The 15,559-nt window shown below is 40.0% G+C and carries 10 protein-coding genes; 4 read left to right on the top strand and 6 right to left on the bottom strand.

The window, feature by feature from the left end:
* Window positions 1-117: 117 nt before the first annotated feature.
* The 3 genes from CA265_16405 (at window position 118) to CA265_16415 (ending at window position 3,605) form a co-directional block, all read left to right on the top strand.
* The gene (locus tag CA265_16405; GenBank protein ARS41150.1) at window positions 118-2,397 is read left to right on the top strand and encodes an aconitate hydratase; all 2,280 of its coding nucleotides are present in this window, start codon (window positions 118-120) and stop codon (window positions 2,395-2,397) included.
* 142 nt (window positions 2,398-2,539) lie between these two features.
* On the top strand, window positions 2,540-3,067 hold the full coding sequence (locus tag CA265_16410) for a hypothetical protein (protein ID ARS41151.1): 528 nt from the start codon (window positions 2,540-2,542) through the stop codon (window positions 3,065-3,067).
* A 79-nt stretch (window positions 3,068-3,146) separates the two neighbouring features.
* The gene (locus tag CA265_16415) at window positions 3,147-3,605 is read left to right on the top strand and encodes a hypothetical protein (GenBank protein ID ARS41152.1); all 459 of its coding nucleotides are present in this window, start codon (window positions 3,147-3,149) and stop codon (window positions 3,603-3,605) included.
* A 576-nt stretch (window positions 3,606-4,181) separates the two neighbouring features.
* Here the strand turns inward: CA265_16415 and CA265_16420 are convergent.
* A complete protein-coding gene (locus CA265_16420) occupies window positions 4,182-4,619 on the bottom strand; it encodes a hypothetical protein (protein ARS41153.1) in 438 nt (145 codons plus the stop codon).
* A 54-nt stretch (window positions 4,620-4,673) separates the two neighbouring features.
* Window positions 4,674-6,011 carry a beta-glucosidase gene (locus CA265_16425; GenBank protein ARS41154.1) on the bottom strand — a complete coding sequence of 446 codons (1,338 nt, stop codon included), beginning with the start codon at window positions 6,009-6,011 and terminating at the stop codon, window positions 4,674-4,676.
* Between the two features lie 100 nt (window positions 6,012-6,111).
* Between CA265_16425 and CA265_16430 the strand changes: the two genes are divergently transcribed.
* On the top strand, window positions 6,112-8,652 hold the full coding sequence (locus CA265_16430) for a hypothetical protein (protein ARS41155.1): 2,541 nt from the start codon (window positions 6,112-6,114) through the stop codon (window positions 8,650-8,652).
* 25 nt (window positions 8,653-8,677) lie between these two features.
* Here the strand turns inward: CA265_16430 and CA265_16435 are convergent, their stop codons facing one another.
* The 4 genes from CA265_16435 to CA265_16450 form a co-directional block, all read right to left on the bottom strand.
* Complete coding sequence (locus CA265_16435; GenBank protein ARS41156.1) at window positions 8,678-10,072, bottom strand: hypothetical protein; 1,395 nt, start codon at window positions 10,070-10,072, stop codon at window positions 8,678-8,680.
* A 1-nt stretch (window position 10,073) separates the two neighbouring features.
* Window positions 10,074-10,928, bottom strand: a complete 855-nt coding sequence (locus CA265_16440; GenBank protein ARS43025.1) for a xylose isomerase — start codon at window positions 10,926-10,928, stop codon at window positions 10,074-10,076.
* Between the two features lie 212 nt (window positions 10,929-11,140).
* Window positions 11,141-12,652 carry a sulfatase gene (locus CA265_16445; protein ARS41157.1) on the bottom strand — a complete coding sequence of 504 codons (1,512 nt, stop codon included), beginning with the start codon at window positions 12,650-12,652 and terminating at the stop codon, window positions 11,141-11,143.
* 11 nt (window positions 12,653-12,663) lie between these two features.
* Window positions 12,664-15,402 (bottom strand): hypothetical protein, encoded by a 2,739-nt coding sequence (locus CA265_16450; protein ID ARS41158.1) that lies wholly within the window; start codon window positions 15,400-15,402, stop codon window positions 12,664-12,666.
* Between the last annotated feature and the right edge of the window lie 157 nt (window positions 15,403-15,559).

Genomic DNA, 15,559 nt, shown 5'->3' on the forward strand with positions numbered 1-15,559 from the left:
ACAATTGGATAGAATGGTTTTAAATAACATAATTTGACAAATCTTAAAAATAAGTCTATTAAAAATTGTTTAATTTAGTTAGTGTTGTTATTGACAATAATTTTAAAAAAATAAAGTATGGCTTTTGATATAGACATGATTAAAAAGGTTTATGCAAACTTTGGCAGCCGCGTTGAGGCTGCGCGTAAAGTAGTTGGCAGACCTTTAACATTATCTGAAAAAATATTGTATGCGCACCTTTGGGATGGAGATCCTAAAACGGCATTTAAACGTGGTTCTGACTACGTAGATTTTGCACCAGATCGTGTTGCGATGCAGGATGCAACTGCGCAAATGGCATTATTGCAATTTATGCAGGCTGGCCGTCCACAAGTGGCTGTGCCTTCTACGGTTCATTGCGATCACTTAATTACGGCTAAAGAAGGTGCTGCTATAGATTTACCTCATGCCAAAACCGAAAGTGCTGAAGTTTTTGATTTCTTATCTTCTGTTTCGAATAAATACGGTATCGGTTTCTGGAAACCAGGAGCAGGTATTATTCACCAGGTCGTTTTAGAGAATTATGCTTTCCCGGGTGGAATGATGATCGGAACTGACTCGCATACTGTAAATGCAGGTGGTTTGGGTATGGTTGCCATTGGTGTTGGTGGTGCTGACGCCTGTGATGTAATGGCCGGTTTACCCTGGGAGCTTAAATTCCCTAAATTAATCGGTGTAAAATTAACAGGAAAATTAAACGGCTGGACCGCTGCCAAAGATGTTATTCTTAAAGTTGCGGGTATCCTTACCGTAAAAGGTGGTACCGGTGCAATTGTAGAATATTTTGGCGATGGCGCAACTTCAATGAGCTGTACCGGTAAAGGCACCATTTGTAACATGGGTGCCGAAATTGGTGCCACCACTTCTACTTTCGGATATGATGAAAGCATGGAACGTTATTTACGTGCTACCGGCAGAAATGAAGTTGCTGATGAAGCCAACAAAATTGCCGCATATTTAACAGGTGATGCAGAAGTTTATGCTGACCCTGAAAACTATTTCGATCAGGTCATTGAGATCGATTTAGATACTTTAGAGCCTTATTTAAATGGTCCTTTTACGCCGGATTTAGCTACTCCGGTTTCACAAATGAAAGTGGAGGCAGAGAAAAACGGCTGGCCTTTAAAGGTAGAATGGGGCTTAATTGGTTCTTGTACCAACTCTTCTTACGAGGATTTATCAAGAGCGGCTTCTATCGCAAACCAGGCCATTGCAAAAGGATTAGTAACTAAAGCTGACTTTGGCATTAATCCAGGTTCTGAGCAAGTACGTTATACTGCAGATCGCGATGGTTTCTTAAAAACTTTCGAAGATTTAAATGCAACCATCTTCACAAACGCCTGCGGACCATGTATTGGTATGTGGGACCGTACAGGTGCAGAAAAAGCAGAAAAAAATACCATTGTACACTCATTTAACAGAAACTTTGCTAAACGTGCGGATGGTAACCCTAATACTTTCGCTTTCGTGGCTTCACCAGAAATGGTTGCCGCAATTGCCATTTCAGGTAATTTAGGCTTTAATCCATTAACTGATACATTAACCAACGATAAAGGCGAACAGGTTAAATTAGATCCACCTACTGGTTTTGAATTGCCAACAAAAGGTTTCGCGGTAGAAGATGCAGGTTATCAGGCACCGGCAGCAGATGGTTCGTCCGTTCAGGTTTTGGTTTCTCCAACGTCACACCGTTTACAATTATTAGATCCATTTACGCCTTGGGAAGGTACTGACCTACAAGGTTTGAAACTTTTAATCAAAGCTAAAGGTAAATGTACAACAGATCATATCTCGATGGCTGGTCCATGGTTAAAATTCCGTGGTCACTTAGATAACATTTCTAACAACATGCTTATTGGTGCAGTAAATTACTTCAACGATAAAACCGATAACGTTAAAAATGAATTAACTGGCGAGTATGGCCCGGTTCCAGCAACCCAACGCGATTACAAAGCGGCAGGTTTGGGTTCTATCGTTGTTGGTGACGAAAACTATGGTGAAGGTTCATCTCGTGAACATGCTGCTATGGAACCTCGCCATTTAGGTGTTCGTGCTGTATTGGTAAAATCTTTTGCCCGTATCCACGAAACCAACCTGAAGAAACAAGGCATGTTAGGTTTAACTTTTGCTGATAAAGATGATTATGATAAAATTTTAGAAGATGATACCATCGATATCTTAGGCTTAACAGAATTTACGCCAGACCAGCCATTAACCTTAGTGTTACACCATGCAGATGGTACACAAGAGTCGTTCCCGGTTAACCATAGTTATAACGCACAACAAATTGATTGGTTTAAAGCGGGTGGTGCACTCAATATTATTCGGGCTGAGGCTGCTGCGAAAGCTGCGCTTTAATGGTCTTGAAAGTACATAGTCTTTAGTCCTAAGTCTAAAGCCAAAATATCAATCCCGTTCTGTTAAATCAGAACGGGATTTTTTTATTTGGAAACTACCATATTAGTTCTATTTTTGCCAGTAAAATAAACTAATCAAATTAATGAAAAAGCTCTTTCTTTGTGCCATTACGGCCATGACTTTCTTTTGTGCAAAAGCACAGGATGCCCAAAACACAATCAAAATCAACCCTTTAAGTGCATTACTAAAAACAGGTTCTGTATTTTATGAACGTAAATTGAACGATGGCGTTTCTTTACAACTGGGTGTAGCCTATACCGGTTTAAAACTGGATGATGTTAAATTTACTGGTGTTGCCATTACGCCAGAAGTTCGCTTCTACTTGAAACAAAAAGCAATTAGCGGCTTATATGCAGCCCCTTTTCTGAGATACCAGGATTATACGGTTACCGATGGTACTGATAAAGGAAATTACAATTCATTTGGTGGCGGTGCATTAATCGGACGCCAATGGGTATATGGAAGCGGTTTTGTATTGGATATTTTCTTTGGTCCAAGTTATAACAATGGAAATTATAAAGCTACACAAGGCAACAATGAACCTGATATTAAAGGTGGTATTGAAGGTTTCGGACTTCGTACTGGTATTGCTTTAGGTTTCGGCTTTTAATTAGATATTCTTTTAAAAAAATAATCCCGTACTGTTAAGTCAGGACGGGATTATTTTATCATACCCATAATTACTTAACATGAAAAAACTTTTATTATCATTTGCCATCCTGGCGATATTTAATTTAACAGCGTGCAAAAAAACGGAGTCTGAAAATAATTCTATTGTCGGTAAATGGCAAGTTGAATCATATGTAATCACTAATTTCGAAAATACAGGAAAAGATCAGGACGATACCAAAGGCGAAAGCCCGAGGCCAACTTTAGACTTTAAAGAAGACGGTAGTTTACATGCTATTTTTTATTTCAAAGATGTGCAAGGAAACAACCAGAATACAATAGAAGATGTGCAGGTAAAATATACTGTTGCTGGTGACAAATTAAACCTCAGTGGGAATTTAGCCTTTAACCACAATAGTTTTAACTTTTCTATCTCAAACAATATCTTGATTTTGAAGAGAACCGATAAATCAAGCATTGGAAGTAAGAACGGGGAGACATATACCGAAAATACAACGATTACTGCTCGTAAATTATAAGGTTACAATATTTTTTGTGAGATAGCACACCAATCCCGTACTGTTAAGTCAGGACGGGATTTTTTATTTTAGAAGGGACAAAGTCTGGATAGAGAGGTTTATCCCTTTCAGTACATGAACTCTATAGCCCCGGGCACAGCGGCATCCCTGAAGCACAGCGAAAGGATATAGTGGAGCACGGGAACAGACTTTAATAGCTGCTACTGGTCTTGCGCTTCAAACGAAAATCTTTATTTTTTGTTGAAAATCGGCTTCATTGCCTGTCCGTTTGGGTAGTCCTTCTTTCCGCTTTTATCTTTTTGTGCTGCTAAGTGGATTGTTTTTGGTTGTGCAACAAAAAGTATAAGCGCTTCAATAAGGTTTATTAAACAAAGGCCTGTGCATTAAAAGCACAAATACACTATTGAAGAAAATTTTGCCTAATTTTTGCAGTCATCGGGTAACTAGCCCCCGGGCATAGCGGCATCCCTGAAGCGCAGCGAAAGGATATAGCGGAGCACGGGAACAGACTTTGATAGCTGCTACTGGCCTTGCGCTTCAAATGATGTTGTAAATAATTGCATTATGCTTTTGGAATTATTCAAACTCATAACCACAATCATAACAGTGGTGGCATTTATTGGCCTTAATCGGCGTCGTTAAAGTTAAAAAAGCAAGTACAGTTGCCCAAATGCTATATTTTTTATCGGTAGCCATCCCATAACCCACATTGGTTGAACCACATTTCTCACAAACCGTTTTATTATCTCCTGGTTCATCTTCATCAATAATGTCCTCCGATGAATCAAAGCCCAAACTATGGTCTTCGGCCAATAAAGCATTAATGGCCGCCACATCTCTTTCAAAAACAATAAGTTTTACACCACCAATAGCCTGATTGTAAAGTGGATTTAACGTGGCAACATTTTCATCGGCAAGGAAACAAGCAAATCCGCTGTCTTCCAATTTAGCCTTAATAATATTGGCCTCCATTGGATTATAATAGGTGCTGTAAACTACTGTTCTATCGTTCATAAATCAAACTTAAGAATTTGTTTAATAATGAAGAAGGAAACAGCGAAATATCAACTAACTTTTTAGGAAGTTCTGCCACCAATATCCGGAATCTTTAATGCTGCGTTCCTGAGTTTTAAAATCATTATAGATCAGTCCAAACCTTGCTGTAAAGCCCTCTGCCCATTCAAAATTATCCATTAATGTCCAGGCCATGTAACCGGTTACATTTATGCCTTCTTTTTTAAGTTTTAGCAGTGCTTTTAAATAAAGTTTAAAATATTCAATGCGTTCAGGGTCTTCTACCTTGCCATTGATTAATTTATCGTGATAAGCGGCGCCGTTCTCGGTGATCAGGATATTTTTGATATTTGGATAGGCAGCAAACTGTTTAACGATATTATAAAAACTATCTGCATTTACCTCCCACCCCATTGCAGTATGGGGCTTTTTTCTACTTTTGGCTTTAACCTCCCAGGCCTGAATAACCGGAATAAAGGCATTATACTTAACCACCAGCGGGAAATAATTTTGAAGACCAATAAAGTCAAAATCGAATTTCATGCGTTCGTGAAGTCGCCAGGTACCATATTCGATCTGAAATTTCTCTAACGCATCCCAATTGGCAGTTGGAAAACCCATGCCCTGCGTAGGTTCTACAAAAAGCCGGTTCATTAAACAATCAACCCGCCTGGCAACAAGCACATCACTATCACTTTGGGTACTGGGAATTATTTCTGAGCAAGAAAAAGTAGTTCCGATATTGGCTTTGCTAATTTCAGCACGTAAAATTTTACCGCCATCGGCCTGGGCGAGTGCCGTATGTAACACTGCTGAAAAGAAATTGCCTAAGCCCGTTTTTCCCGGCGCATGAACCCCAAGCATGTATCCCAAAGAGGTATAACCGAAAGGCTCATTCAATACAATCCAGTTTTTTACCTTATCGCCATATTCTATAGCACAAATACTCACAAAAGCATTAAAAGCCGCGTTAATGCTAAAACTTGTCCAGCCGCCCTCATCTTCTAAAGCCTGCGGTAAATCCCAGTGATAAAGGGTTACGTAGGGAGTAATCCCCTGGGTTAAACATTCATCAATAAGATTGTGATAAAAACGGATACCTTCCTGGTTAATCTCTCCCCTGCCTGCAGGCAAAATCCGCGACCAGGCAATGGAAAATCTAAAAACTTTAAAGCCCAGCAGTTTAACTAAAGCGAGGTCTTCGGCATAGCGGTGATAAAAATCGCAGGCGGGATCTAATTTATGGTTCTTCTTTATTTTTCCATTTTTCGCCGTAAATGTATCCCAAATGGATGGGCCTTTACCATACTGGGTAGCAGTGCCTTCTATCTGGGCTGCTGCGGTAGCCACACCCCATAAAAAATTTTGACCAAAATCACTTGCGTTAATCATTCGTTATCAATTAATTGCCATAAGTTGCGAGTTTAATATTAACAAATCATTAACAATCGAAATGATTCGAAATGAAAACATTTTTTAATATTTTTACCTAATGCGCTACTTCTCATTAATTTCTTTTCTATTGGTAATATTAAACCTCGCTGCCTTTGGAAAATTTACGCCCCCCATTAATGATGAACTGATAAATGCCATAAATATTACCAATACCAGTGCATATTGCAGCGGTGATGCCGAATTTAACAATTTAGAAGCTAGCCCGAGCAATTATAATAAAGCTTTAAACTGGCAGACTGTTGGAAAGGATGTTTGGTTTAAGTTTACCGCATCTAAATTTGATGTAAATATTTCTGTTAGCGGAAAAATTAACGCCAATAGCACAAACACTTTAATTAATCCATTGGTTGCCTTATATTCATTTGACGCCGCAACTGGTTTTATAAGCGAGCTACCTGGCACGCAAGCCACATCAAACAATGTTATTTCTTTATACAAAGGGGCTTTAACGGTAGGCCAGGTTTACTATGTTAGGATAAGCGCAGCAAATGATGCTACCGGTACTTTTAAACTTTGTATCGATAATTATTTCCCGCCCGTAAAACCAGGGCAAGATTGCGGGACATTTTCCGTGTTATGTACAAAAGAAACCTTTACCCAGTTAAATGTTACAGGCTCAGGAGCTAACAACCACGAATCGGCAGGTACCTGCCTGGGTACCGAATCGAACTCTGCCTGGTATATGTTTAAAGCCTCTGCACCCGGCGACTTTACTTTTGTGATCACACCTACAGTAACCACAAACGACATTGACTGGATTTTTTACGATTTAGGTGTAAACGGCGACTGTAGTAAAATAGATGCAGCAAATGCTATCCGATGTGCCTCGGGAAGTGGCGTTACCTGTAGTCCCACTTATTATAAAACCGGCTTAAGTATGACGGAAACTGATTTGACAGAAGCGCCAAATTGTCCCGCTGGTCAAAATGGTTTTGTGAAATATGTAGAGCTGCAACAAGACCATGTTTATGCCTTACTAATCGATAATTTTTCTGGCGGAAATAATGGCTTTACATTAGAATTTGGAGGTACTGCCGATTTTGCTGGCCCTACAGCGGAGATTGATGTTCAGAAACTAAATCCCTGTACCGATAGCCAGGCGTATATTTTCGAAAGCAAAGCATCAAATTTCGCCTCATTAAAATGGTCGTTTGGAGAAGGCGCAAGTTTGGCATCAGCTACCACCGCCGGGCCATTTACCGTAACATACAGCACCCCTGGAGAGAAAGTTGTGGTTTTAGAAGCCAAAGGCACTAACGGATGTAACGTAGTGACCACGCAAACTTTTATTGTTGCAAATACGCCCGAAAAACCTCCTATAACGGCTTCGAATGTTAATTTATGCCAGGGAGATGTATTAAAATTATCAACTCCTTTTATAAATTTAGCCACTTACCACTGGTCGGGGCCAAATTTTAGTTCAACACAACAAAATCCTGAAATCCCGGTAAGCGGACCAGAAATAGTTGGAACATACAAACTTTATGTTCAGGTTGGAGATTGTGTGAGTGAAGTAAATTCGATCGATATTTTATCGGTCGATTTAAAACCTGAAGCGATGTTTTCGATTGAGGTTAATAACAGATGCGAAACAAACCAATCTTATTCGTTGATTAATACTTCTAAAAATTATACAAAGCTCACCTGGGATTTTGGCACCGGCGTAAAAAGTCAGGTTGACACCGGTAACGATAGCAAAGTATTAACCTTTACTGATCCGGGGCCTAAAACCATCACCTTAACGGTTGAAACCGACAATGGCTGCATTTCTACTTTTAAAAAAGATATTCTGGTGGAATTGAAGCCCGAAAAACCAGAAATCAGTATCAATCAGGCTTTGTTTTGTTTAAAAGATGTGATAAAATTATCTGTGCCGGCACAAGAAGGTATTTCTTATGCCTGGAGCGGACCAAACCATTATACCGCCAGCACAAATGCTATTGAAATTCCGGTAACAGATCTTAATCTGGCAGGTACGTATCAGGTTGTATTAACATCGGGCACCTGTAATTCCGAAGCTGCAACCATCGTTATTCCGGCCATTGCCAGGGTTCCGGTTGCTCAGTTTTATACTGAACCCACATTTAACACCAAGTTTTCTGCTCCTGTACCTATAACATTTACCAATACTTCGCTTTATGGTGATTTTTATGAATGGAATTTTGGCGATGGTTTTACCACTGCAGAACAAAACCCTACCCATATTTATCAAACCGATGGATTATTCAGGATCACTTTAACTGCATTCTCTAAAAACGGCTGTGCAAATGCTATTACCCAGGGCGACCTGATCATCAAAAAAAATGCCTCTACATTTGTTCCAAATGCATTTTCGCCAAATGGCGATGGAATTAATGATGAACTGGTTATTGGTGTAACCAACCTCAAGAAATATAGCATTCAGATTTACAACCGCCTGGGCAGTCAGGTTTTCTTTACCAATAATATATTCGAAAACTGGAACGGTACTTTTAAAGGCAACCAGCTCCCTGTTGGCGTATATTATTATATCATATTGGGCACCAACATATCGAATAATACGGTTAAATATTCTGGTTCAATAACGCTCCTCAGGTAATTTAACAATGTATTCAGGTTAGCAGTTAAGGTGCTTTAAATACGGTAGTATCCTGGGCAATTTTAGGCACCGTGTAATTTCCGGTATCTAAACTTACTTTAGGCAATAGTTTTTTTATACTGGCTAAATCGGCTTTACCGATACCGGTTTGATATACATACAGAAATTTTAAATTTTTAAGTTTCTGTAACTGATTAAGCCCTTTTACCGTAATTTTTGTCCCAACCAAACTCAACGATTGTAACTGATCTAAGTCTTTAAGCGATGCTAAACCCGCATCTGTTACCTGCGTATTGTTTAAGTTTAACCTGGTTAAGTTTTTGCAATCCTTTATTGCCGTTAAGGTTTGATCATTTACCTTGTTGTTTTCCAGCTTAAGCCAAAGGAGTTGTTTTTCGATCGATTTTATCAAGTCTAAAACATCTTTCCCCATCGATTGCGCATTAATAAAATTGGCTGAAAGATAGTTGGTATTCTGGGCAACGGGAAATACCGTAATCCCTGCATCAGTAAATTTTTTCAATACTTTATTGTCGACAGCTGAAACCTCTTGAGCTGGAATATCACTGACTTTGATTTGCTCAGCACCACTTTCGCCTTTTTGCAGGCTGGCTAAAATTGTTTTTATATTTTCTGGCTGGGGGAGATCTTTAAATTTCTTTTTGAAATCAGCACCATTATCAATCCACCATTTTACCAAGGCAATCTCGTTGGTGGTAAGTTGGGGTTTTTCTTTTGGCGCCATATGGTCTTCATCATTCAATGGCAATAAAATCCGTTTCATCAGCTCACTATCGTCAGCTTTACCCTTTACAATGGTATGCCCATCTTCTCCACCCTTTAAAATATATTCCTCCTGGTCTAACCTCAGCTTACCTTTCTGCTTTTCGCTGCCATGGCAGCTATAACATCTATTTTGAAAGAGCGGTTGAATCGCATTTTGGTAAATGAAGGCTTCCTGAACATTGGGAATTGGCGGAATAGCTGCACCCCCTTTAGTACTGCCCGATTTTAACGGGGCAGTTAAATAATCAGAACCATGGGTTAAAGAACCACCCAAATGTCCAGTAATCGAAATGAGGACGATAAGAACCGCAGCAATTGTGCCCAATATGGCATTCGATTTAACTTTCTGATAGATGATCCACAAGATAAAAGACAAAACAGCAACACTAATGCCCATCCATTGGTGATTGCTCACCAGCTTACCATCATAATCCCCTCCATTGGCCAATAAATAACCTGTAATGCAAGATACTACAGCACTTAACGCACCCAGAAGCAGCATAATAGGAATGGCTGGTTTTAGGTTCATAAATTTTGCAGTAAATGATAAGAGCATACAAATACAGCCAAGTAACAAAATCCCGATAGGAAGGTGGACAAAAACCGGGTGAAAGCGCCCAAAAAATTCTAGCATCTTATTGATATCTCTTTCTTAATAAATTCATCATGTAAACATTTATTGCCCATTGATCGGCAACGGGTTGGCGTGTATAAGGCAAGGTAGGCATATAATCAGCCGGGCCAAACTCAGTAAGAATGGTCATACGTTCGCCGTTTTTCTTTTTCCGTGCGATAATTTTGTCCCACCAGGCCAGGTGTGCTTCTACCACTTTTGCCCATTCTGGTGCCCTTGGATCGTTTACCTGTGGCCCTTCCGGGTGCCCAACACGCGAGTGGATATGTTCTGCCTTTTCTAAAATGAAATCGATGGTTTGTTTCTGATCAGACAATAAACTTTCGTGCACATTGCACCAATGCGAAATATCTAAAGTAAATCTCAGTTCCGGATTTTTCTCCGCAAAGTTTTTGGCAACATGTGCTGCAAACATCATACGGCTACGATGCGTTTCGTGATAAATTGGTATACCCGACGATTTGCTTTTCGCTGTTGCGTAATCGATAATCTTTTTGTTTTCTTCGTAAGTGAAATAATCTTTTCCCGAATGGCAATTGATGTAAACTGGTTTTTGATAAGTATTGGCACAAATGGCATCTACATTTTGTTTAAAAGTGGCTAAATGCTCCGTTATATTCGCCTGATATCCGGCACATAAAAATCCTACTTCTAATTTATATTTCTTTAACGCATCAAAAAGTTCTTTTATCGCTTTTTCTTCGCCTGGCCACCATACTTCAATGCCTTCATAGCCTTCTTTTTTTGCTGCTGCGCAAAATTCATCTCTTGTACCGCCAAAACCCCAATCGGTTTGCATAAATAATAATTCGTAGCCGGCTTTTGCTTTTATATTTTTAAGTTCATTAGCACTCATGTTTTGGATAGGGGCTAAAATTGAAGCTGCCGTTACAACAGCTGTATTTTGTAAGAATTTTCTTCTGGTTTGGCTCATTCGTTTACTTGTTATTAGTTCATTGGTTCACTTGTCATTAGTTCATTGGTCATTAGTTTATTGGTAACTCATTGGGTTAATCGACTGTGGACTCCGGACTTCCGACTCCTGACTTCCGACTCCCGACTCCCGACTTAAGCCACAATCTCTGATATTACCTTACCTGCCACATCGGTTAACCTAAACGGCCGACCCTGGAAAGGATAGGTAAATTGTTCATGATCGAATCCCAACTGGTTTAAAATGGTCGCCTGAATATCGAAGGCATCTACTTTTCCACTTACCGCACTGTAACCAATTTCATCTGTTTCTCCGTGTGTAAATCCTTTTTTCACACCTCCGCCGGCCATCCATATAGTAAATGCTTCTGTATGGTGATCTCTACCTTTAAATGGGTTTTGTATACCATTTCGGTTTTCCATCATTGGGGTACGGCCAAATTCTCCTCCCCAAACGACCAGGGTTTCTTCTAATAAACCACGTTGTTTTAAATCGAGCAATAAAGCGGTAATTGGCCTGTCAATGGTTCTGCATTTATTCTTTAGTCCGATATTAAGTGAGTTGTTTGGGCTATCTCCATGTGCATCCCAGCCCCAGTCGAATAACTGGATGTAACGTACGCCTTTTTCTACCAGTTTACGGGCAAGCAGTACATTATTGGCAAAACAGGCTTTACCGGGCTGTGTGCCATACATTTCGTGAATGTAAGCAGGTTCATCATTGATATTCATCACCTCTGGTGCCGAAATCTGCATGCGGTAAGCCATTTCATATTGTGCGATCCTCGATAAAATTTCGGGATCGTTATACTCCTGATATTGTTGTTCGTTGGCTTTATTAATGGCTTCGATAGAGGCTTTTCTCAAATCGCGGTTCATTCCATCCGGATCTTTAATAAACAGTACCGGATCTCCTTCACTCCGGCATTGTACACCCTGATAAACGGATGGTAAAAAACCACTTCCCCAAACACTTTTTCCGGCATCGGGGAAACTACCTCCACTGGTCAATACTACATATCCGGGTAAATTCTGGTTTTCTGATCCTAAACCATAGGTTACCCAACTTCCCATACTCGGCCTGCCCAATCGCGGTGAACCGGTATGCACCAGCAACTGCGCCGGAGCATGATTAAACTGATCCGTTTTTACCGCTTTCAAAAAGCTTACTTCATCTACCATGGTAGAAAAGTGTGGTAAATTATCACTAACCAAAGCACCCGATTGGCCATATTTGGCAAAAATAGCCTGTGGCCCTAACATTTTAGGCACCCCGGTTATAAAAGCAAATTTTTTCCCGGCGAGTAATGAAGGAGGACAATCCTGGCCATCCATTTTCATCAATTCTGGTTTAAAATCAAATAATTCCAATTGAGATGGAGCGCCTGCCATGTGCAAATAAATTACACTTCGTGCCTTACCTACAAGTGGTGGCGATTTTGGCAATAACGGATGCGCAGGATCGTAAGCAATTTTGGTTTGCGGACTTGAAAAAAGATTACCACAGCTACCCAGTAATGAACCCATTGCCAAAGCACCCAAACCCATTGCACTTTCTTTTAAAAAATGACGTCGCGAGTGCAGGCGTGCATTTGCTTCATGCGCTTCTTTAATTAACCTATGTGCGTTTAATTCGTCTCTTGTCATAACCGGTCAAATCAATTTTTGGTAACCACTTCATCCAGATTAAGCATGGCATTGGCCACGAGTACCATTGCCGCATCTTCTGGCTTATATTTCTTTTGCTTATCGCCCATAAATGCCGATACACTTGCCGAATTTTTTCTAAACTCGCCAAAGGCTTTGGCATACAGGTCTTCAAATACTTTCAATCTGTTTTGAGGGATCGTTTTGTATAAGATCAATTCATAACCCTTTGCAATTTTCGATTTGCTGGTGCTTCCACCCACTTTTTCCATGCGCACGGCCAGTTTTCTAGCTAAATCGATATACACACTGTCATTTAAGGTTACCAGGGCTTGTAAAGGTGTATTGGTGCGAATACGGCGCGGACTACAAACCACCCGCGATGCACCATCGAAAGCAATAGCAGATGGATATGGTGCTGTTCTTTTCCAATAGGTATAAATTCCCCTGCGGTATTGTTCTTCTCCGCCACTTAACACCCATTTGGCACCACTATAAGGCGAGAACCAGATGCCTTCAGGCTGCCAGGGCATTACCGGTGGTCCGTACATTTTATTACTTAATACTCCACAAACCGCAAGACTTTGATCTCTTATTTGCTCGGCACTTAACCTGATGCGGGAGCCCCTGGCGTAAAACTTATTAAACAGATCTTTTTCTTTCAGTTCTTCTGTTACCTTACTGTCTTGCCTGTAAGTGGCCATCATCACCAGTTCCTTCAACATTTTTTTAACACTCCAGTTATATTTGTACATAAACTGATAAGCCATAAAATCTAAAAGTTCCTGGTGGGTTGGCGCCATTCCCTGGGTACCCATATCTTCTAAAGTTTCTACCAAACCTGCACCATACAACTGCTCCCACAATCTGTTTACCATGGTTCTGGATACGAGCGGATTTCTTTTATCGGTAAGCCACATGGCTAAACCCATCCTGTTATCTGGTGCATTTTTAGGCATGGCAAATGCCAGAGAATTAGGCACACCAACTTTAACTTCTTTGCCTTTCGAAGTCCACGCACCACGCTCAAACACATAATTTTTACGTTGCATGCTCAGTGGATTTTCAACCATGATTGGTGTAGTGGGCACATTTGCATTCATTAAACCAGTAAACCTTTTTTTGTTGACCAAATAATCAGGTTTACCTTTTCCTGGAAACTGTCTGGTAAAATAAAACCAATCGAAGTACAACATAAATTCGTCAGGATTTTTTACCGAAGGATTGTTATACTTTAAATACACATCTTGTACCCCACTTTGTTTTGCAAAATCAACTTCTACATTTTCATAGCCCTTGGTTTGGCCCACTTTCCACGATTTTACAACAGGACCATTTGGCGAACCTAAATGCAGGCTCATTGTACCATCTGGTTTGCTACAATTGTAGCGTAAGATTAACTGATCAACATTATTAAGATCGACTGATTTTAGTCTTGCCGAAGAGCTATTTTTAAAAAATAATGCAATGTTATTATTACCGATTACCGAATTAACCAGTTGATCGGCCGTAGTAGAATTTATTGCTGGCTGACCGGTTTTTAAGAATAAATCAACTTCGGCAGCTCTTTCCTTACCTGCAACAGTTTTAACCCAGCTGGTTAAATGATTCAGCTCATTTTTAAGGCTATCATTAAAATCTTTAAGCAAAGGGTACTCTGCTGAAACGTCTTCATCTCTTGTATTGTTAAAATACGACATGAATTTATAGTACTCATCATGTTTAAAGGGATCGTACGGGTGGCTATGGCATTGTACGCAAGAAAAAGTGGTACTCATTAAGCCTTCCCAGGTGGCATTTACACGATCTAATACCGCCGCTGTTCTAAACTCTTCATTATTGGTTCCGCCTTCATCATTGGTTGGAGTATTTCTACTAAATGCAGTAGCAATATATTGGGCATCTGTTGGATTTGGGAATAAATCACCGGCGATCTGATCAGTAATAAAACGATCGTAGGGCATATCACGGTTAAAGGCTTTAATCACCCAGTCGCGATAGCTCCAGATATTTCGGTTAGGATCGCTCTCATAACCTTTGGTATCGGCATAACGCGCTATATCCAGCCACATCGATGCCCATCGCTCGCCAAATTTAGGCGAAGCCAGTAAACTATCAACCAGCACCTTGTAGGCTGCCTGCTCATCTTTGCTATTCAAATAAAATTTGGCCAGTTTGTCTGAAGGATAAGTACCAATCAAATCTAAACTTACTCTCCTCAATAAGGTGGCCTTATCAGCAGTTTTAGATGGTTCCAGTTTATTTTCTTCTAGTTTCGCAAAAATAAATTTATCCAGATCGTTGCGGATCCAACTGTTATCTACATCTGGTAATTCAGTAGGTTTTACACTAACATAAGCCCAATGGTTACCCCATTTTGCACCTTGCTTTATCCAGCCACTCAGGATATCGATCTCCTCATTATTTAGCGCCGGGTGCTTATATGGCATCCTTTCTTCAGGATCGTTAGATTTTAACCGTTTAATAAATTCGCTATCCTCCGGATGACCTGGAATGATTGCCGGTTTGCCGCTTTTGGTTTTAGCCAAAGCTTCTTCACGAAACAATACACTAAAACCGCCCTGCTGCTTAACGCCGCCATGGCAAGAAATACATTTTTTATTTAAAATGGGCTTAACCTGCGAGTTAAAATCGATCTCTTCCTCAGAAGAAAAGAGTGAAAAAGCAATTAAACCTATAGCGACTAAGGTAAAGCCGGATGCAAATAATATTTTCCTTTTTAATAACATTTGGTCAGTATTCAATTCAGAGGTAATTCCGGCAGTTCTTAGTGTTAAAGATCCAGCAGAACCCTGAAAATGAAATTATTTATTTTGTGCTTAATATTTTTAGGCGTGATCTAATCAAATGTCCTTATAAAAGCTATAAACAAAAATGTATTAAGTT

It is taken from the genome of Sphingobacteriaceae bacterium GW460-11-11-14-LB5, from assembly GCA_002151545.1.
Taxonomy (GTDB): Bacteria; Bacteroidota; Bacteroidia; order Sphingobacteriales; family Sphingobacteriaceae; genus Pedobacter.